The 18,259-nt window shown below is 70.2% G+C and carries 16 protein-coding genes and 1 pseudogene; 9 read left to right on the top strand and 8 right to left on the bottom strand.

The genetic code is table 11. The features are described 5' to 3' along the window. Window positions 1–9: 9 nt before the first annotated feature. Together OG985_RS06300 and OG985_RS06295 are read right to left on the bottom strand one after the other, a co-directional pair. Window positions 10–228 (bottom strand): hypothetical protein, encoded by a 219-nt coding sequence (locus OG985_RS06300; protein ID WP_371667220.1) that lies wholly within the window; start codon window positions 226–228, stop codon window positions 10–12. A 110-nt stretch (window positions 229–338) separates the two neighbouring features. After that, the gene (locus OG985_RS06295; RefSeq protein WP_371667219.1) at window positions 339–998 is read right to left on the bottom strand and encodes an HAD family hydrolase; all 660 of its coding nucleotides are present in this window, start codon (window positions 996–998) and stop codon (window positions 339–341) included. Between the two features lie 277 nt (window positions 999–1,275). On the opposite strand from OG985_RS06295, the gene OG985_RS06290 reads away from it, so the two are divergent. The 5 genes from OG985_RS06290 to OG985_RS06270 all read left to right on the top strand — a co-directional run bounded on the left by OG985_RS06290 (window position 1,276) and on the right by OG985_RS06270 (window position 6,582). After that, complete coding sequence (locus OG985_RS06290; protein WP_371667218.1) at window positions 1,276–1,614, top strand: hypothetical protein; 339 nt, start codon at window positions 1,276–1,278, stop codon at window positions 1,612–1,614. Next, entirely contained in the window at window positions 1,611–3,437 is a 1,827-nt protein-coding gene (locus OG985_RS06285) for a caspase domain-containing protein (protein ID WP_371667217.1), read from the top strand. Before OG985_RS06290 ends, OG985_RS06285 begins: the two co-directional genes overlap by 4 nt. A gap of 132 nt (window positions 3,438–3,569) precedes the next feature. Further along, window positions 3,570–5,123 (top strand): S8 family serine peptidase, encoded by a 1,554-nt coding sequence (locus tag OG985_RS06280; RefSeq protein WP_371667216.1) that lies wholly within the window; start codon window positions 3,570–3,572, stop codon window positions 5,121–5,123. After that, on the top strand, window positions 5,120–5,440 hold the full coding sequence (locus tag OG985_RS06275; protein WP_371667215.1) for a hypothetical protein: 321 nt from the start codon (window positions 5,120–5,122) through the stop codon (window positions 5,438–5,440). Before OG985_RS06280 ends, OG985_RS06275 begins: the two co-directional genes overlap by 4 nt. A 2-nt stretch (window positions 5,441–5,442) precedes the next feature. Further along, window positions 5,443–6,582, top strand: a complete 1,140-nt coding sequence (locus OG985_RS06270) for a M14 family metallopeptidase (protein WP_371667214.1) — start codon at window positions 5,443–5,445, stop codon at window positions 6,580–6,582. On the opposite strand, the gene OG985_RS06265 is transcribed toward OG985_RS06270, so the two are convergent. Beyond that, a complete protein-coding gene (locus tag OG985_RS06265; protein WP_371667213.1) occupies window positions 6,583–7,131 on the bottom strand; it encodes a carboxymuconolactone decarboxylase family protein in 549 nt (182 codons plus the stop codon). Window positions 7,132–7,455: 324 nt separating this feature from the next. Beyond that, window positions 7,456–8,361 (bottom strand): MerR family transcriptional regulator, encoded by a 906-nt coding sequence (locus tag OG985_RS06260; RefSeq protein WP_371667212.1) that lies wholly within the window; start codon window positions 8,359–8,361, stop codon window positions 7,456–7,458. Window positions 8,362–8,427: 66 nt separating this feature from the next. Here OG985_RS06260 and OG985_RS06255 point away from each other — a divergent pair, with 66 nt between their 5' ends. Continuing rightward, the gene (locus OG985_RS06255; RefSeq protein ID WP_371667211.1) at window positions 8,428–9,921 is read left to right on the top strand and encodes an alpha/beta hydrolase; all 1,494 of its coding nucleotides are present in this window, start codon (window positions 8,428–8,430) and stop codon (window positions 9,919–9,921) included. Window positions 9,922–10,127: 206 nt separating this feature from the next. Here the strand turns inward: OG985_RS06255 and OG985_RS06250 are convergent, their stop codons facing one another. Both OG985_RS06250 and OG985_RS06245 read right to left on the bottom strand, forming a co-directional pair. Next, window positions 10,128–10,565, bottom strand: coding sequence for a glutaredoxin domain-containing protein (locus OG985_RS06250; RefSeq protein WP_371667210.1), 438 nt, complete (start codon window positions 10,563–10,565; stop codon window positions 10,128–10,130). A 301-nt stretch (window positions 10,566–10,866) separates the two neighbouring features. Beyond that, window positions 10,867–11,589, bottom strand: coding sequence for a TetR/AcrR family transcriptional regulator (locus OG985_RS06245; RefSeq protein ID WP_371667209.1), 723 nt, complete (start codon window positions 11,587–11,589; stop codon window positions 10,867–10,869). A 56-nt stretch (window positions 11,590–11,645) separates the two neighbouring features. On the opposite strand from OG985_RS06245, the gene OG985_RS06240 reads away from it, so the two are divergent. Continuing rightward, a complete protein-coding gene (locus OG985_RS06240) occupies window positions 11,646–13,256 on the top strand; it encodes an FAD-dependent oxidoreductase (protein ID WP_371674275.1) in 1,611 nt (536 codons plus the stop codon). 209 nt (window positions 13,257–13,465) lie between these two features. On the opposite strand, the gene OG985_RS06235 is transcribed toward OG985_RS06240, so the two are convergent. Then, window positions 13,466–14,752, bottom strand: coding sequence for an MFS transporter (locus OG985_RS06235; RefSeq protein ID WP_371667208.1), 1,287 nt, complete (start codon window positions 14,750–14,752; stop codon window positions 13,466–13,468). Between the two features lie 134 nt (window positions 14,753–14,886). Here OG985_RS06235 and OG985_RS06230 point away from each other — a divergent pair, with 134 nt between their 5' ends. Both OG985_RS06230 and OG985_RS06225 read left to right on the top strand, forming a co-directional pair. Beyond that, window positions 14,887–15,822, top strand: a complete 936-nt coding sequence (locus OG985_RS06230; RefSeq protein WP_371667207.1) for a LysR family transcriptional regulator — start codon at window positions 14,887–14,889, stop codon at window positions 15,820–15,822. A 172-nt stretch (window positions 15,823–15,994) separates the two neighbouring features. Next, window positions 15,995–16,261 (top strand): annotated as a pseudogene (locus OG985_RS06225) (dihydrofolate reductase family protein); the annotation flags it as partial. Between the two features lie 205 nt (window positions 16,262–16,466). Here OG985_RS06225 and OG985_RS06220 read toward each other — a convergent pair. Continuing rightward, window positions 16,467–17,978 (bottom strand): MFS transporter, encoded by a 1,512-nt coding sequence (locus OG985_RS06220; protein ID WP_371667206.1) that lies wholly within the window; start codon window positions 17,976–17,978, stop codon window positions 16,467–16,469. Window positions 17,979–18,259: the final 281 nt, after the last annotated feature.

Genomic DNA, 18,259 nt, shown 5'->3' with positions numbered 1-18,259 from the left:
ACCGCGGGCTCAGCCACCGAAGAAACGCAGACGGCGGACGGTGAGCCGCCCGCCGTCCCCGCGCTTGACGACGTGCGTCGTCCTCGGAGTGGGCTCCTCACCCTCGAACACCGCCTCACCCCGCGCCAGCAGGTCGCTGATGAACTTGTCGGTCGCCCGGCGCTCGGCGTCGTCGCTCTGTCCGCCTTCGCCGGTGTCCTGCCGGCCGTCATCGCTGTTCGCACTCATACAGTGCACGCTAATTTCGTCGGGGGCCGGATGCCCACCGGGGACTGACGGCGCGCCCGCGGGATGCGGACGTCGTCCCGCCTCCCACGGGACTTCGTGGGGGCGTCCGCCTACGATTCGGCCGCCGAAGCCGACTGATCGTCCCGCACGGTGAAGGCCACCGTGTCATCCGCCGGCCCCCGCAGGTCCACGGTGAAACCGGCACGTTCGAGCGCCTCGGCGCCCTGCTCGGTCACCGTGGCATGCGCGAGCCGGCCGGAGACGACCTGCACGACAAGGGCCTCGGTCTCGTTCACGGCCGCGGCCAACTCCGGCAGACTCAGGTCGTCGTGGAGGTCGATCCGCGCCCGGAGCAAGGGACGGTTCTCCATCGCGGCGAGAGCGAAGACGGGGTGGGCGGCCGTACGCATCCCCGCTTCCCGGGCGAACGCGCGCTCCTGGGCGTCCTCACCCACGAAGACACAGTCGTCCGCGACCGCGTTTCCCGTGCTCGCGACCGCCTGGTCGAAGATCCCGCGACCGTCCTTCACGCCCCAGTGCACGAGCACCTCGTCCGTGAAACGGCCGGGGAACGCCTCGCGCAGGGCGGCCGCTGCCCGTGCGGCGGCACCGTCGCCCTGCCCGGGGTTGGAGATGATGCCGGTGCGTACGTCACGCAGGGCGTCGAGCACGGCCATGACACGTGGTCGGGGTTGAAGCGTCAGGGAACCGTCGGGTTCCACGTGGGCGTCCGCCAGGGTCGCCCCGATATCGAAGAAGATCACAGACATGTGAGGTGCCTTCCCGCGGCGAACGCCTCCGAGTCGGGACCGCACAGGTGAAGAAACCTGGCTCGTTCCGAAGAGGGGCTACCCGCCGGCCGGGCCGCAGACGCGGTCACCCCCCATGTGATTTGCCGCGGTGGGGTGAACGGCACAGACTGGAGTGAAGGACGTGGAGCCACCGTTGGCCGACTCTGCGCCGCCCCTCGTCGTACGAGAAGGGGCTGAACCGGTGGACACAGAACTGCGAATCCTCCTTTCCGAAGAGGGAGCGGAAGCCGAGCGCGTGGCCGATCTGACCCGGTATCTGCGCGAGGAACTGCTCCAACTCGATGTTGAAGACGTAACAACCGTGCCGGGCGAAGCGGTGCCGGCCGGTGCGCGGGCAGTGGACGTGACGCAGATCGGCTCCCTCCTGGTGGCCCTCGGTGGTTCCGCCACCGCGCTGAACCAGGTGGTGACCGTGCTCCGTGAGTGGCTCGGTCGACGCCATCACACCCGCCCATCGCTGCGCCTGACGCTGGACGAGGACGTCCTGGACATCTCGGAGGCGTCGGACGAGCAGGTCGCGCAAGCCTTCGACCTCTTCGTGCAACGCCATTCGACGGTGAGGACCCAGCCATGACCGGACCCCGGCAGGCGCTGATCATCGCCAACGACCGTTACGACGACCAGGGACTCAAGAAACTCAGGGCACCGGCGCAGGACGCCGCCGCTCTCGCCGAGGTCCTGCGCAATCCGGAGATCGGTGACTTCGACGTCGACGTCGTGCACAACGCACCGGCCGACCTGATGCGCCGGCGCATCCAGGGCTTCTTCAACGACCGCCGACGCGACGACACCATGGTGCTGCACTTCTCCTGCCACGGCATCAAAAGCGAGTCCGGCGAACTCTACTTCGCCGCCAGCGACACCGATCCCCGGCTGCTGGACGCCACGGCCGTCCCCGCCCAGTTCGTCCGCCAGTGCATGTCCCGCACCCGGGCCCGCAGCACGGTCCTGTTCCTCGACTGCTGCTACGGCGGGGCCTTCTCCCGCGGGTCGTCCTCCGTGCGTGCCTCCGGGGAGGTGAACGTCCTCGAGTCGTTCGCCGCTGCCAAGTCGCCCGCCGGGCGGGGCTGGGCGGTCATCACCGCGTCCAATTCCATGGAGTACGCCTTCGAGGGCCCCGACCTCGCCGAGAACTCGGCTCCCCGGCCTTCGGTGTTCACCCATGCGGTGGTCGAGGGCCTGGAGACCGGCGAAGCCGATCTCGACGCGGACGGTGAGGTCTCCCTCGACGAGCTGTACGACTACGTCTTCGAGCACGTTCGGGACCAGAACCCGAACCAGACGCCCAGCAAGACCATGGAGATGCAGGGAGACCTGCACCTGGCGCACAGCCGGCGCGGCCGCATCAAGATCGCGGCGGTTCCCTCGCCGCCTTCCCTGCGGGCGGCCATCAACAGCGAGAACGCCTTCACCCGGCAGGGCGCCGTCCACGAACTGGGCGCCCGACTGCAGGACGACCGCCTCCCCATCGCCGAAGGCGCACGCCAGGATCTGGAGCAGATCACGAGCAACGACATCCGGCAGATAGCCGAACAGGCGGCCGGCGCGCTGCGCGGAATCCGCCTGGCACCCTCCCCGGACCGCCTGGACTTCGGCACGGTGGAGGCGGGTTCGTCCTCGCAGCAGAAGTCCGTGACGTTGAGCGGCCCACCCCTCGCCCGCCACTGCGTGGCCCAGTCCACGCAGTCATGGCTGCGGGTCGAGCCGTCCATCACCGGCCTGGACGTCCGTGTGGAGACGTACCTCGAGGGCCACCTCACGGGAGAGGTCGTACTGAAGGGCGTCGCCGACGAGACGGTGGTTCACGTAGAGGTGGTGGTGACTCCGGCACCCGAGCTCGAGACAACGCACGAACCGCCACCGCGTGACAGCACGGAGGAGGGGGAAACGGTCGTCGTGCACGACCCGCCTCCCGAGCGGCCACCGAGGACGGACGGGGGCCAGGAGGAGAATCAGGGGCGCGAAGGGGACGAGACCGGCGAGCATGGCCGGAGGGAAAGCGGACCTCCGTCCAGGTCCCGCCGAGCCGTTGCCGTCGCGTCCGCCGCCCTCGCCACCGCCACCGCCGCAGTCGTCACGGCCGTCCTGACCATTCTGGCGACGGTGGCAGCGGTGGGGGACCGAACCACAGACGGTGGGGGAGGCAACATCGAGGACAACGTGAGCGACCACGAGGTGCTCACGACGCTCAACGTTTCCCTGATCACCGCCGCGGTCGCGCTCCTTCTCGGCGCCATCGCGCGACACGACCTGGACGGTCACCGGGACCTCTACACGAGGTCGGCGTCGAGCCTCACGCGGACCATGACCGCGATCTCGAAAGGCATGGCGCTCGCGGCCCTGATCGTGGTCGTCCTCATGCTCATCGTCTACCTCGTGGGCAGTCGTTGGTGGTGACCCGCGACAACCGGGGGCGGGAGACGGGCTGTACCCAGGCGGCTGTCCGCCCAACGCACCTGACCTTCCGTCAATTGCCCCTCCCGTCATCCGGATACCGGTGTTTCGCACCAACATGAAGAGGCGAGTTCGATGTCACGTCAGTACTACCAACGTGGCCATCTCGTCGAGGCTGAAGAACTCGACGATGTCGTCGCGGTCAAGATAAGCGCGGATACCCCTGGCAGAGTCGCCGCCGAGATGGAGGCGGATCTGGGGAGCAGTGCCCGCGGGGAGATACGCGAAAGCGGCGTCGACGACGAGACTGCCGACGCCTTCGCCCGCGCGAGCTGGATGTTCGTCAGACCAAACCCGCGGACTCGTGAAGCCTTCACCACAGGTGCCGAGATCCCACGGGCCGAGGCGACCGGCAAGGTCATCAGGCGGCCCAACGGCAGGATCGGTATTGCGACGGACGCGTTGACCGTCCGACTGGAGCCGGCGCTCTCGGAGGAGGAGGTCGAACGCGAGCTCGAGGCGGCCGGTCTGACCGTTGTCAACCAACTCCTTTTCGCGACCCACTTGTACGAGGTGCGCGCTCCGGCGCCACAGGATGCTCTCGCGGCCTCCGTCGAGCTCCATGACAACGACCGTTTCATCTTCGCCGAACCGTCGTTCATCGAGCACGTCCCCGCCCGGTTCAGGCCCACCGGTGCCAGGTACCCCCAGCAGTGGCAATGGAGGAACGCTGGGTCCAACGGCGGCACCGTGGACGCCGACGTCCACATCGAGCCGGCCTGGGACCGCACCTTCGGGGCAGGGATACGAGTCGCCGTCATCGACAACGGATTCGACGCGCAACACCCAGACCTCGCCGCCGCGGTGGATCCGTTGTCGGGATCGTATGCCGACGGCGTGGGGAGCGCGGTCTTCGGCCAAGGCACATCAGGGATTCCCGACAGCGGTCACGGCACGTTCTGCGCCGGCATGGTCGGGGCCCGGCACAACAACGGGGCGGGCGGGACGGGCGCGGCCCCCGAGTGCACGCTGATTCTGCTGGCGTGCCTGCCAGATCAGGTCGGCACACAGACGACGCTGGCCCGCGCCGTGGCCTACGCGACCGACCCCGCGACGGAGGTTCCCGACATCGGCCCCGGGAACGGGGCGGACATCCTGGTCAGCAGCCTGGGTCCGAACGGGGCGGACTGGGATCTGACCAGCACGCTGGATCTCGCCCTCGACTTCGCCGCCACGAACGGCCGCCGGGGAAAGGGATTGCCGATCTTCTGGGCGGCCAGTAACGGCAGGAACGTCGACATCGGCAAGGACGAGGTGGTCTCCCATCCGGATGTGATCGCCGTGGTGAGGTCGACCAACCAGGACCGGGAGGACAACGCGGCACGCGGCCCGGACGTCGAACTGATCGCTCCTGGGGTCAACGTTCTCAGCACCACGTCCGGGGGCGGGTACAGCACCAACACCGGCACCAGCTTCGCCGCTCCCTGCGCGGCCGGCTGCGCAGCACTGGCGCTGTCGGTCAACCCCCACCTCACGCGGGACCAGCTGCGCCAGGTGATGCACCAGTCGGCCGACAAGGTCGGGGGACCGGGAGTCCAGTACGACACGGTCGGTCACAACGACGACTACGGCTTCGGCCGGGTCAACGCCTCCCAAGCCGTCACACTTGCCGACGGGATGCGGCCATGAGCGAGGAACCCGCGGTCTTCCGCTGCCACGTCATCGCCGAGAACACCGAAGCGCTCAGGGAGTTCGTCCGCGAGACGCAGCCTGATGTCGGCTGCCGTCCCGTCGTGCGCGACAGCCGGGCGGGGGTCGGACTGGACCTCTACTTCCGCCAGGATCAGCTCGACCGGGTACGAGCGGCCAGATCGGCACCGTCGGTGGACATCACCGCCGTCGAGAACGTCACGGAGAACTGGCGCGCCCGTAAGGAAGAAGTGGGCGGCGGCGACCGGTTCGCCGACCGCGACGCCGTCCCGCACGGCGTCGGTCGGAAGGAGTGACCGTGTATCTCAACGTGGCCGAGATCGAATCGGCGATCACCAGTCTGCACGGCATGTATCCCGAGGCGACCGAGATCATCACTCCGCCCCACACCACCCACGAGGGGCGAACAACGCGGCTGTTGCGGGTCGGGGCGCGACAGGCCGACGAGGTACCCGGAATCCTGCTGCTGGGCGGGATGCATGCCCGGGAGTGGGTGCCGCCCGACGCACTGATCTCGCTGGCGGCAGACCTGCTGGAGGCACACGGCTCTGCCACCGGACTCGGCTACGGGTCGTCGTCGTTCACGGCGGCCCAGGTCTCGCACGTCGTGGAGAACCTGAATCTGTTCGTCCTGCCCTGCGTCAACCCCGACGGCCGGGCCTGGAGCCAGACCACCTCCGCGATGTGGCGCAAGAACCGCCGGCCGGCGCCCGCCGGGTCAACCGGTCCGTCGTGCGTGGGCGTTGACCTCAACCGAAACTTCGACTTCCTGTGGGACCACACCACGAAGTTCGCCCCGGACGCGGATGTCCACACGTCGGACCATCCGTGCGATCCGCAGGTCTACCGGGGGCCGGCCGCCGCATCGGAGCCCGAGACCCGGAACGTGGTCTGGACGCTCGACAGCCACCCGCGGATTCGGTGGATGGTCGACGTCCACAGCGCGGTTCCGGTGATCCTGCACAACTGGGGCTCCGACCAGAATCAGTCCACCACGCCGACCGACAACTTCCGCAACCCCGATCTCGACGCGGTGCGAGGCCGGCCGAATGACGGCATAGGCGAGTTCATGCCCGAAACAGACCTGAAGATCGCGGTCGAACTGGCGGAGCGGATGAACAACGCGGTACGCGCGGTGCGCCAGGTCGACTACGGTGTCGAGGCGGCGTACGGGCTGTACGCCACCTCGGGGACGAGTGACGACTACGCGTACAGCCGACACGTCACGAACCCGGCAACCACGAAGGTGTTCGGTTACACGATCGAATGTGGTGAGGCCTTCCAGCCGGTGTTCAGTGAGGCCGAGGAGGTCATGCGAGAAGTCTCGGCGGCGTTGCTGGCGCTCGCGCTCAGCGCCCCAGAGGTCACTGATGGCTTGGAGGAGCGAGCGGACGCCGGTGGGGCCCGGCCCGCCGGGCCCGACAGAGTCGCCAGGTAGTCAACCCTCCTCGTTGCCGGCCGCAGGGGGCACGTCGCCGTAGGGCGGGGTCTCGCCGGAGGTCGTCACCCCGAAGGTGTTGAGGAAGTCGCACACGAGTTGGTAGAAGCCGACGGTGATGACGAGATCGGCGAGCTGGTTGACCGTCAGGAAGGCCAGCAGCTGGTCACGTTCCGCTGCGTTGAGGCTGTGCCGGTCGAGCAGCCGGTCCGTGGCGGTGAGGACGGCGGCTTCGGGGGCGGACAGGCCTTGGGCGGACCCGGTCGCGGCGGCGGCGACCGCTTGCTCGGAGAGTCCGACGAGACGGCCGATGTTCTCGTGGTGGTGGACCTCGTACTCAGCCTTGTAGACGTGGCCGACCCGGACGATGGCGAGTTCGCGCAGGGTGTCCGGCAGCGAGTTCCGTCGCAGAACCGCGTCCCCCAGCGCCAGCATGCCCTTCGCCAGGTTCGGTGAGTGCATCAACATCCGGAAGACGTTGAGCGAGCCATGACTCGTCACGGCCTCCTGCAGTTCCGCGGGCAGCGCGGAAAGATCCGGGTACTTCATGTCGGCTCCGTTCGAGGGGGCGATGGACTCCACCCGACGGAGATCCCCCCTCGGTGCTCGCACCGAACATCCTGTGAGCACAGTGACAGCGGGCAGTGCGGCGATGGCAGAAGGCGGACCATCAGGCGGCGTACGACGACAACGACCGTACGGCGAGGCATCGGCTGCGGACGCTTGGTGGAGGCCATGTCCGCGCTGCGCGCCGAGCCTCGTCAGGATTTCTGCCCTACGGCCGGAACCGGCGCGAGTTCCTGAGACACACACGCGTCCGGTCCAGCCCGATCCCGCCCGGACTCGAGCCCCACGCCCGGGGAGACGAGGGACTCAGCCCGCTGCCACGCTCGCGGTCAGGGCTTCGCGGAGGTGGAGGTCCGCCCCGCCGAGAGTCAGGTCGGGCGTCAACTGCCCTGCCAGTTGCCAGTAGCGGGACATCACCGGGTGATCCGCCATGGCGAGGCGGACGACGAGGGAGCGGCGGAAGGCTGGGCTGTCGCGGGTGTCGGAGGCTCGGGCGTGGGCGGCGACGTAGCAGTCCAGCGCCTCGCCCAGGCTGGGGGAGTGGTCGGTTCGCAGGGCGGCGTCCGCCAGTTGGTACGCCTCGTGCAGACCGTCGTAGAGGAGGTCCGGGTGTGCGGCGGTGTCCGTGGCGGGCCGGTGGGAGGCGAGGCAGTGATCGGTGGCGGCCGCTGCCAGGGCGTGGAGGCGAGCGAAGGCCAGGACCTGCTCCGGCGTCGGGTCGGCCGGGGGCTGCGGGACGGCCGCATCGGTGACGGCGGCGCGGAGGCGAGCGGAGAGGCGGACCGGAAGCAGGCGGCGCCAGTACTGCGCGAGGGCGGACGTGCTCGGCGGGACGCTGACCGCCCCGATCAGCTCCAGGCGCTCCGCGAGCTGCTCCGGGGAGCCGTCCTGGACCGCCCGCAGCGCGGCCTCGCGCCAGCGCAGGGCGGCGAGTTCGGTGCCGAGGTCGTCCAGCCGGCGGGCCACGACCGCCTCCAGGGTGTCCCCGCGGTCGAGGACCCTTCCGATCTCGGGGACGGGCACGCCGAGTGAGCGCAGTGCGCGGATCGTGCGCAGCCGGGCCGGTGCCTCGGGGCCGTAGCGGCGGTGGCCGCCGCCGCTGCGTGAGGCTTCGGGCAGCAGGCCCTGGTCGGAGTAGAAGCGGACGGTCTTGACCGTGGTCTTCGCCTGCGCGGCGAGTTCGCCGATGCTCAGGGTGCCGTCTTCTGGCAAGGGTTGAACCTCCCTCAGGGGGAGTTCCTAGGTTACCCGGGACAGGCCCACCCCTTGGAGGTACTGATGTCTGTGTTGATCCTGGTCTCCGGCCCGTTCACCGACGGACAGGTCTGGAGCGAGGTGATCGTCCGGCTGCGGGAGTCGGGGGCCGAGGCGCACCCGGTGACGCTGAGCGGGCGGCCCGAGGCCGATCTGGAGACACATGTCGAGGATGTGGTCCGCCTGATCGATTCCATCGACTCGCCCGCGGAGTTGGTGCTGGTCGGTCACGACTATGCCGTCCACCCCGTGCTGGGCGCGGCGGACCGCCGCCCGGAGCGGGTCGCGCGGATCGTGTACCTGGATGCGGGGTTGCCGCAGGACGGCGACGCGGCGCTGGCCCTGGTACCGGACCCGTCGGTGCATGAACTGCTGCGGGCGGAAGGCAGCCCCGGGCCGGTCCCGGCGCCGGAACCGGCGGAGTGGCAGCGGTGGGGCAGCACGGAAGGGCTCTCGGCTCAGCAGCTGGAGCTGCTCAGCCGGCTGGCCACCCCGCAGCCGGCGCGCACACTGACGCAGCCGCTGCGGCTGACCGGCGCCGCCGCGGCCGTGCCGACCAGCGGAATCCTGTGCACGGCGGGAGGGATGACCCTGGAGCTGGTCGAGGCGCTGGTGCGCACCGGTCCGCCGCAGTTCCGGAAGCTGGCAGATCCACAGGTGGGCTTCTTCGAACTGGCCACCGGCCACTGGCCGATGCTCTCCTGCCCTGACGAACTGGCCGGGGTGCTGCTCCGCGCGGCCGTGGGCGAGGGGCGGCGGCTGACCGCGTCCGAGGGCGAGTCGCCGTCCCTGCGGCCCTTCCTGCTCGACACCCCGGAGCGGCCGCGGATGCGCAACGGACGTGTGGACCTGCACTTGCCGGAACCGGGAGAAGCCCAACCGCCTTACCCCGCAGTGCTGTTCGTGCACGGCGGCCCGCTGCCGCCCGACTTGGTCCCGGCGCCCCGCGATTGGCCGTTCTACCTCGGCTACGCCCGCTACGCGGCGAGCCTGGGCGTGGTGGGTGCCGTCGTGGAGCACCGCCTGCACGGCATCGGCCAGTACGCGGAGGCCGCCGACGACGTGGCCGAGGCTCTTGAACTGCTGCGGGCCGACCCCCGCGTGGACGCGCAGCGCATCGCCCTGTGGATCTTCTCCGGCGCGGGACTGCTCGCCGCGGACTGGATCACCGGCCCGCCCCCATGGCTGCGTTGCCTCGCTCTCACCTACCCGATCCTGGCCCCCCTCCCGAGCTGGGGTGCGGTCGGGGCCCGCTTCAGTCCGGTCGGCGCGCTCCACTCCGCCGACGGGACGCCGCCGCCACTCGTGCTCACCCGGGCAGGCCTGGAAACGCCGCAGATCGCCGCCACGGTGGAGGAGTTCGTCACCGCGGCGGAGGAGACGAAGACCCCGGTCGAGATCATCGACGTCCCGCACGGCCGCCACGGCTTCGAGATCCACGAACCGACAGACGAGTCCCGCGAGGCCGTGTCCAGGGCGGTGCGCATGGTGCTCGCGCATCTGGGGCGGGCATCGTGATGTCTTTCTCCGGACCGGCTTGCCTGCTCTGCCTGTTGCCCTGACCGACCGGTCGCCATGACGGCCGCCGTGCGCGAGGGCCGAAGAAGGTGGTCGACCTCCGTCTGCGTTGCGTGGAGCAGACGGAGGTCACAGACGGCGTCGAACCGGCTGACGATCTTTCCGGGCCTGTGGACCCTCCTCCGCCACGGCGCCACCACTCCCGTTCACGCGGAGGGGGAAAGCTGTTCGCGCACCCACTCTGGATCGGGGTTGACGTGCGGTCGGCCCTCCACGAGGACGGTCGGCACGGTCTCATCGCCGTCATTGGCAGCCCTCACGACCGCCGCTCCGGCCGGATCACGCCAGATGTCGACCCAATGCAACCGGCGGCCGGTACGGCCCAACCGCATGCGGAGCCTGAGGCAGTACATGCAGCCCGGCCGCCAGAAGACGACCGGCCGGCCGTCGACCGCGCTGCGCCGTTGTGCCTCCAGCGCACCGATCGACCTCGGGAAGACAAGAGACGAGTTCACGCCCGCGAGCAGCACGAACACCAACATGAGTGCTGCGGCCGCGCCGTGGGCTCCCCTGGGGAACGGCCCGGTCGCAACGGCTGAACCGCAGAGGACAAGCAGCATCGGTAGCAGCCAGGCGCGCATCATGAAGACGAAGACTATCGACGAGTCGAAACGCTCTCCGAACCAGTCCGCTCACCGAGTGACCGATGCTCCAGCGGTATCACTCGGCGCCTCGGGATCCGGGGCGCTTCGCGTGGTGCCCCCGCTGCGTGCTGGTGGGCCCGGCACCGGGCGGGGTCCACACCCGCCATGCTCCAGTCGATCTCCCCGCCGGCATCGGCATCCGCCAGGACCGCCCGGAGAATCCGCTCCCGGATGCCGTCCGCCGACCGGCCGCGGTGGCGTTCGTGCAGGGCCTGGCAATCGCATGATCCGCCGACGGGGTCTAGCGCTGTGCGAGGCCGTCGGTCATGAGGACGAGGGTGAAGTCGAACCGGTCGTGACCCTCGCCGGCGGTGAGTTCGGCCGCGTGGCGGGTGGTGTGGGGGAAGGTGTCGGCGGGCAGGGCCGTGAGCCGGCGTCGTAGTTCGTCGCGGTCGAGGACCCAGGCGGTGTCGTCGTGTGCTGATCGCCGGCGTGCGATCGACGTCTCGAGGCAGTAGGCGGCCACGTACAGCAGGAGGGCGTCGATGGCCCAGGCGGCGGCCTGCGGGGCGACGCCGCCGGCGAGCAGGATCGCCAGCATTCCTTCGCTGACGCGCATGGCCTCGAGGTCGGTGGGTGCCATGGCGAGCGCCGCACGGGAGATCCCGGGGTACCTCAGGTACTGGTCGCGCAGTTGGACGCACACGCCGCGGATCTGCTCCCGCCAGGCCCCCCGGTCGGGTTCGGGCAGTACGAGCTGGGCGCACAGCCGCCCGATGAGCAGCTCGTCGAGGTCGGCCTTGTTGACCACGTGGGCGTAGAGCGAGGCGGGTCCGGTGTCGAGCGCGCCTGCGAGTCGGCGCATGGTCAGTGCCTCGTAGCCCTCTGTGGCGATGATGCCGAGGGCGGTGTCGACGACCTGCTCCACGGTGATCGGGGCCGTGCGGCGCCGCGGTCTGACTGCGGCCTCGGCCTCGGGGTTGGGCGGCTGGTGGCGCGCCGCCCGTCGCTCTCTCGGGTTCACCGGACCATCATAGCTTGACGCGAACAGTGTTCGTCGATAGAACAGTGTTCGTGAACATGGATATGAACCCAGGTGTGGACGTGACCGTGGTCGGAGCCGGGCCGGTGGGCCTCGTGCTCGCCGCGGAGCTGGCGCTCGCGGGAGCGTCGGTACAGGTACTGGAGCGACGGGCCGAACCGGACGAGGCGATGAAGGCGCAGGGGATCAACCTGCCGACGGCCGAGGCACTCGACCGCCGCGGCCTGCTGCCCGCCGCCGAACAGGTGCAGCGAGAGATCCTCGAGCGGATGGGGTCGTTCTCCCGCATGGCCGACGACCCGCCGCCCGGTGAGGTCAGACGAACGCCCGACTCACGATTCACCGGGCACTTCGCCGGGATGATCCTCGACCCCGACCTCGTGGACTGGTCCGATCCCGACCTCGCCGCACACACGGCGGCCGCCGGAGCGAGGATGGTGCCGCAGCGTGAGCTGGTGGCGCTGCTCACCGAGTACCTCACGCGCTGGGGCGTACCGGTGCGTCGCGGCGTTGAGGTCACCGCGCTCGAAGACACCGGCGACGGCGTGCTCGTCGGCACCACCGCCGGCACGGTGCGTACCGGGTGGCTGGTCGGCTGCGACGGCGGGCACAGCACCGTACGCCGTCTCGCGGGCATCGACTTCCCCGGAACCGACCCCGAACTCACCGGCTACCAGGCGATCGTCGACATCGCCGACCCGCAGAAGCTCACGAACGGATGGGTGTGGTCACCCGAGGGCGCCTACCGATACGGCCCGCAGCCCGGGCGGGTGGCCACCGTCGAGTTCGACAACCCTCCCGCCGACCTCCCCCACGCTCGGCTTCGCTCGCGCGAGAGGACCCCCATGGCGCCGGTCACCCTCGACGAGGTGCAGAACAGTCTGCGCCGGGTCTCGGGCACCGACGTCACGCTCACCGCACTGCGCGCCACCCCGACCCGCTGGACCGACAACACTCGCCAGGCCGCGTCCTACCGGTCGGGGCGGATCCTTCTGGCCGGCGACGCCGCACACGTGCACCCGCCGTTCGGTGGCCAGGGGCTCAACCTCGGGGTCGGCGACGCGACGAACCTCGGCTGGAAGCTCGGTGCCGTGGTCGCCGGATGGGCGCCCGAAGGGCTGCTCGACACCTACGACGCCGAACGTCGTCCCCTCGGTGCCTGGGTGATGGACTGGACGCGGGCCCAGATCGCGGTGCTGCGCGGGGACCCCAAGTCGGGCGCGCTCCGAGGGATCATGGCCGACTTGCTGAGCACCCGAGACGGCACGACCTACGCGGTCAGGAAGATCTCCGGAGTCGACCAGCGCATCGATCTGCCCGGCGATCACCCGCTGGTCGGCCGGTACGTCCCCGACCTGTGGCTGAAGGACGGCAGCCGGCTGGCCGACCACGCTCACAACGGCGGATTCCTGCTGCTCGACCGCACTCCGGACGGCGCGTTCGCCCGCCTCTCCGCCGACTGGCGCGGGCGAGTGAGCAGCGTGACCGACGACCCGGCGTCGCCGACTGCGGTGTTGGTACGCCCGGACGGGGTGGTTGCCTGGGCCGCTGACACCACCGACGTCGCCGCCCGCACCGGCCTCGAAGCCGCTCTGCGCCGATGGACCGGCGCGCCGTCGTCCTCACCCGAACGCGAGCCGGTGGGCTGACCTGCCGACCTGCCGACCTGCCGACCTGCCGACCTGCTGACCTGCTGACCACATCGATGTCAGTTGATCGGGCCGCGCGGCCGACGAGTGGGAAGGGGGACCGCTCCGAAGAAGGGCGGGAACGGCCCGATCGCGGTGACGGCCGTGACAGCCGTGACGGCCGTGACAGCCGTGACGGCCGTGACAGCCGTGCAGACCGTGGCGGCCCGTCACGCGCCACTCGGTGCCGGCTTCGACTCCGGCTCGGGCTTCGGCTCGGAGAGATGTGCTGCCGGGCGGCGGGGGAGTAGCAGTGGGGTGGCCAGCAGGAGTACGCCGGCCAGGCCGATGGCCGTACGCGGGCCGAGGAGGCCGCCCAGCACGCCCCAGACGGCCGTCAGGATCGCGGTCGAGGCCTTGGTCGTCACCGCCCAGGCGGACAGGGTGCGGGTGACCCGGTCGGTCGCGGTGCGCTGGAGGCGGTAGGTGGCGTGGACGGGGTTGAAGACCCCGCAGCAGAAGATGAGCCCGAGTTCGACGCCCATCACCAGCAGCAGCCCTCCGGTGCCCGACCCCGGGAGGGCCAGGCCGACCGGCCAGATCGCGCGCAGTACCCCGGTCACGACCAGGACCTGGTGCTGTCCGAACCGGGTGACGAGCGGTCGGGCCAGCCGTGAACCGAGCAGCCCGCCGATCGAGGGCACGGCGAAGGCGAGGCCGTACTGCCACGGTGCGAACCCGAGTCGGCCGAGCATCAGGACGGCCAGCAGCGGTTGGGCGGCCATCACCAGGCCGTTGAACAAGGCGGTGTTGAAGAACAGCGGACGCAGCGTCGCGTCGGCGAGGATGTAGCGCCAGCCGTCGATCAGGTCCCGGGGGCGCATGCGCGCGGCCTCCCGGTGCTCGGGCCGCGGCTCATGCCCGCCCGTCGCGCGGATGCCCAGGGCCGAGAGCAGGTAGCTGATCGCGTCGGCCACCACCGTCGCCACCGGACCGAGGAGTCCGATCGCGGCGCCGCCCAGTGGCGGTCCGACGATCGTGGTCATCCAGGCCGTGGACTCGAACCGGGCGTTGGCGACGAGCAGGTCCTCGGCCGGCAGCAGCGACTTCAGATACGCGCCCGAGGCGGCGCGGAAGGTGATGTCCGCCGCCGCGACGACGACCGAGACCAGCAGCAGCTGAAGGAAGGAGAGCACGCCGAACGCGAACGCGGCGGGGATCGTCAGCAGCGCCACGAACCGCACCAGGTCCATCGAGATCAGCACCGGCCGCTTGCGGCGGAACTCCACCCACGGGCCGAGCGGCACCGCTACGGCCGCGCCGACCGCAGCACCCACGGAGGCGAGCGCGGCGACCTGGGCCGGTCCGGCGTGCAGGACCCGGATGGCGAGTACGGGGAAGGCGCCGAAGGCGAGCCACGTGCCGAGCGCGCTGGTCCCGTACGCTCCCCAGAGCCACCCGAACTGCCGGCCCAGCCGAGGCCCGAGCAGATGTCCCAGCCGGTGCCCACTGCCCATGCCCGACACCCTCTCCGACCCACCCGCACAACCGATCCGCGATCGGAAGTATCAAAGCGAGTGGCATGACCGCAGATCAAACAACCACGAGGTGGCCTGGCAACAACCAGCGGTTGTACCCGTAGGGTGTCGCAGTGGACCTGGACACCGTACGGACCTTCGTCGTCGCCGCCGACGCGGGGCAGTTCCAAGAGGCCGCCGCCGAGCTGGCCGTCACCCAGCAGGCTGTCTCCAAGCGCATCGCCGCGCTGGAGCGCAACCTCGGCGTGAGGCTGTTCACCCGCACGCCCCGCGGCGCCGAGCTCACCATCGACGGCCAGGCGTTCCTGCCCCATGCGCGCGAGTTGCTGCGCGTCGCCGAGCGTGCGGCCGGCTCCGTGCGCCCCGGCCGCCGTCCGCTGCGCGTCGACGTGATCGCCTCCCGAGGCGCGGGATCGGGTCTGATGCGCGGATTCCACCGCACACACCCGGAGGTCGAACTCGACGTGGTGTGGCTGTTCGACATCGATACGGCCGTCGCCGCCATCCTGTCGGGTTCGATCGACGCGTCATTCCGCGCGGTCAGCGTGCCAGGCAGGCCCCTTCCCGAGGACATCGAGTCCGTCCGGGTGCTCGACGAGCCGCTCCAGCTTCTCACCGGCCCCGCCCACGCGCTGGCAGGTGCCCGGTCGGTGACCATCGCTGAGCTGGCCGGGCACCGGATCTGGATGCCGGGCATCGTCCCCGGCACCGAGTGGGCCGCCTACTACGACGACCTCATCGGCGAGTTCGGCCTCACCATCGAGGCGACCGGCCCCAACTTCGGCTCCGACGCGCTCCTTGACACCGTCGCCGACACCCCGGCCCTGGCCACCTTCATGGGCGAACACACCCGCCTCGTCTGGCCCACGGACCACGGTTTGCGCCGTATCCCGGTGACCGACCCGACGCCCGTCTACCCGCACTCCCTCCTGTGGCACCGCGACAACCCCCACCCGGCACTGGCCACCCTCCGCGCCCACCTCGCCGCCACAGCGGCCGGCCACGACGCCGCCGGGACCTGGGCGCCGGGCTGGGTGACTCCGCGTTGAACCCCGCCGCGTCCGCGACCGGCACGAGCAGCGTCTCCCCACCCCGGGGCCCATCGTCCGGTCGAGACAGCAGAACAGGACGGTCGGCGCCCCGAACGCCTCCGAGTGCGGCGATCTTCCGCTGGGCGAGCGGGACCGGTCCGGCGGGCTGGATATCGGCCTGAACGATTCGCCCGACGCCGTCGCTGCCGCGCGCGAGCGCGCCGAGGTGGCGTCGTCGGACAGAGGCAAGGACCTCGACGTCGTTCTCATGGGCGGTGGCGCCACGATCGGCTCGGCGCTCGACGCCGGACTGGTCGATGCGCTGACACTGCATCTCGCACCCGTCGTGCTGGGCGCCGGGACCCCGCTGTTCACCGGAGGAGCGCCGCGCAACCTGGTGCAGAGGAGTGTGGTCTCGACATCGACAGCAACGCATCTGACTTACGACGTCCTGTGACGAGCTCTGCCCGACGAGCTCTGCCCGACGGACTCTGCCCGACGAAGTCCGCCTCACGCATGACGGATCGGCAGGCCTCCCCATGCCCCTCGCTGGGCCACGCCAAGCGCTGGGCAATGTTTTCGGGCCCGGTGCTTGGAAGCACCGGGCCCGTTGCCCGTTCCCGCCCCGTCCCCACAGGTGGGCGCGGGCTACCACATGCCGCTTACATGTGGACTGTGGGGGCGGCGTCCGCGTCGACCGTCGGGGCACCGCGTCGGTAGAGGAGCACGGTGATCAGTGCGCCGGCCGCGAAGAAGCCGGCCGACCACCAGTAGGCGGTGGAGTAGGACTCCAGGGCGGCGTGGGCCTGGTTGAGCTTGTTGGTGGGGTCCTTGCCGACCAGGTAGGAGGTCGCGGCGCTGGCGGCGAGGGTGTTGAGCAGTGCCGTACCGATGGAACCGCCGACCTGCTGCATGGTGTTGACGGAAGCCGAGGCGACTCCGGCGTCGTCCGTGGACACACCGCTGGTGGCGAGGCTCATGGCCGGGGCCATGATCAGGCCGATGCCGAGGCCGGTGACCAGCAGCGGCGGCAGGACGTGGGCCGCGTACGTGCTGTCCAGGCCGAGGCCGGTCAGCCAGACCATGCCGACGGCTCCGAGAACCATGCCGAGCGGAACCACGACCTTCGGCCCGATGCGGGGGATCAGGAAGCTGGTGGACATGGTGGCACTCACCATGAGGGCACCGACCATCGGGAGGAAGGCCAGGCCCGTCTGGACCGCGGAGAACCCGAGGCTGAGCTGCAGGTAGTAGGTGAGGAACAGGAACACGCCGAACATTCCGGCACTGGAGACCAGCATGGCGACGAAGGACGCGCCGCGGTCACGGTCCAGGAGCACGCGCAGCGGCAGCAGCGGGTGCGAGGCCTTGGTCTGCCACCAGGTGAAGACCGTCAGCAGCACGGAACCGGCGGCGAGGAATCCCCAGGACAGCGGCGAACTCCAGTCGTGGGACTCGGCGTTGGAGAAGCCGTAGACGATGCTGAAGAGACCGGTGGTGACCAGCGCCGTGCCGGGGATGTCGAGCTTGGAGTTGCGGTCACGAGAGGTGCGCTGGAGCAGCATCAGGCCGCCGACGATGGCGAAGGCCGCGATGAACAGGTTGACGAAGAGGGTCCAGCGCCAGTCCAGGTACTCGGTGAGAACGCCGCCGAGCAGCAGGCCGACGGCCGCGCCGGAGCCGGCGATGGCGCCGAAGATGCCGAACGCCTTGGCGCGTTCCTTGGGGTCGGTGAAGGTGGTCGTCAGCAGGGAGAGCGCGGCGGGGGCGAGCAGTGCGCCGAACAGACCCTGGAGGGCGCGGCCCGCGACGAGCATCTCGAAGTTGACGGCGGCGCCGGCCACGGCGGAGGCGGCCGCGAAGCCGCTCACGCCGATCAGGAAGGCGGGCTTGCGGCCGAAGAGGTCGGCTATCCGGCCGCCGAGCAGCAGCATGCTGCCGAAGGCGAGTGAGTAGGCGGTGACGATCCAGGTCCGGTTGCCGTCGGAGAAGCCGAGGTCGGCCTGGGCGGACGGCAGGGCGATGTTCACGATGGTCGCGTCCAGCACGACCATCAGTTGGGCGAGCCCGATGATGGCGAGAATCCACCACCGATGGCGAGGACCCGCCTTGTCGGCCTGGGCGCCGCTCTTGCCGAGCGACACCGTGTCTGGTGCAGCGGCTGTCTGAGCCATGGGGACGTACTCCACTCGTGATCCAGGTGACGAACTGGTAAAACGAAACGGTTTCGTACGCCTACCTTAGGCAGTACCCGAGCGAAACGCAAGCGTTTCGTTCGGGCGCCCGCAGCACCCTCTGACTGCGACGGCCATCGGTGGGGTGGCGCGGCCGGAACTCGGACCTGCCCCGAGTGACAGGTCAGACGGGGGCGGCGGACGGTGTGGCCCCGGATGACGTCGACGGTGCGCGCGAAGCACTTCTCGGTTTCCGCTCCGGGCATGGTGCGCGAGGGGGT

The organism is Streptomyces sp. NBC_00289 (assembly GCF_041435115.1).
Taxonomy (GTDB): Bacteria; Actinomycetota; Actinomycetes; order Streptomycetales; family Streptomycetaceae; genus Streptomyces.
The sequence above is the reverse complement of the archived record's forward strand: the minus strand, read 5'-3'. Positions and strand labels throughout refer to the sequence as shown.

Bases quoted from the DNA above. Each gene is read 5' to 3' on its own strand.
- OG985_RS06285 (WP_371667217.1), top strand. From the start codon at position 1,611: ATGACCGGACCCCGGCAGGCGCTGATCATCGCCAACGACCGTTACGAC.
- OG985_RS06255 (WP_371667211.1), top strand. From the start codon at position 8,428: ATGTCTGTGTTGATCCTGGTCTCCGGCCCGTTCACCGACGGACAGGTC.
- OG985_RS06300 (WP_371667220.1), bottom strand. From the start codon at position 228: ATGAGTGCGAACAGCGATGACGGCCGGCAGGACACCGGCGAAGGCGGA.
- OG985_RS06250 (WP_371667210.1), bottom strand. From the start codon at position 10,565: ATGATGCGCGCCTGGCTGCTACCGATGCTGCTTGTCCTCTGCGGTTCA.
- OG985_RS06240 (WP_371674275.1), top strand. From the start codon at position 11,646: ATGGATATGAACCCAGGTGTGGACGTGACCGTGGTCGGAGCCGGGCCG.
- OG985_RS06220 (WP_371667206.1), bottom strand. From the start codon at position 17,978: ATGGCTCAGACAGCCGCTGCACCAGACACGGTGTCGCTCGGCAAGAGC.
- OG985_RS06265 (WP_371667213.1), bottom strand. From the start codon at position 7,131: ATGAAGTACCCGGATCTTTCCGCGCTGCCCGCGGAACTGCAGGAGGCC.
- OG985_RS06235 (WP_371667208.1), bottom strand. From the start codon at position 14,752: ATGGGCAGTGGGCACCGGCTGGGACATCTGCTCGGGCCTCGGCTGGGC.
- OG985_RS06295 (WP_371667219.1), bottom strand. From the start codon at position 998: ATGTCTGTGATCTTCTTCGATATCGGGGCGACCCTGGCGGACGCCCAC.
- OG985_RS06280 (WP_371667216.1), top strand. From the start codon at position 3,570: ATGTCACGTCAGTACTACCAACGTGGCCATCTCGTCGAGGCTGAAGAA.
- OG985_RS06275 (WP_371667215.1), top strand. From the start codon at position 5,120: ATGAGCGAGGAACCCGCGGTCTTCCGCTGCCACGTCATCGCCGAGAAC.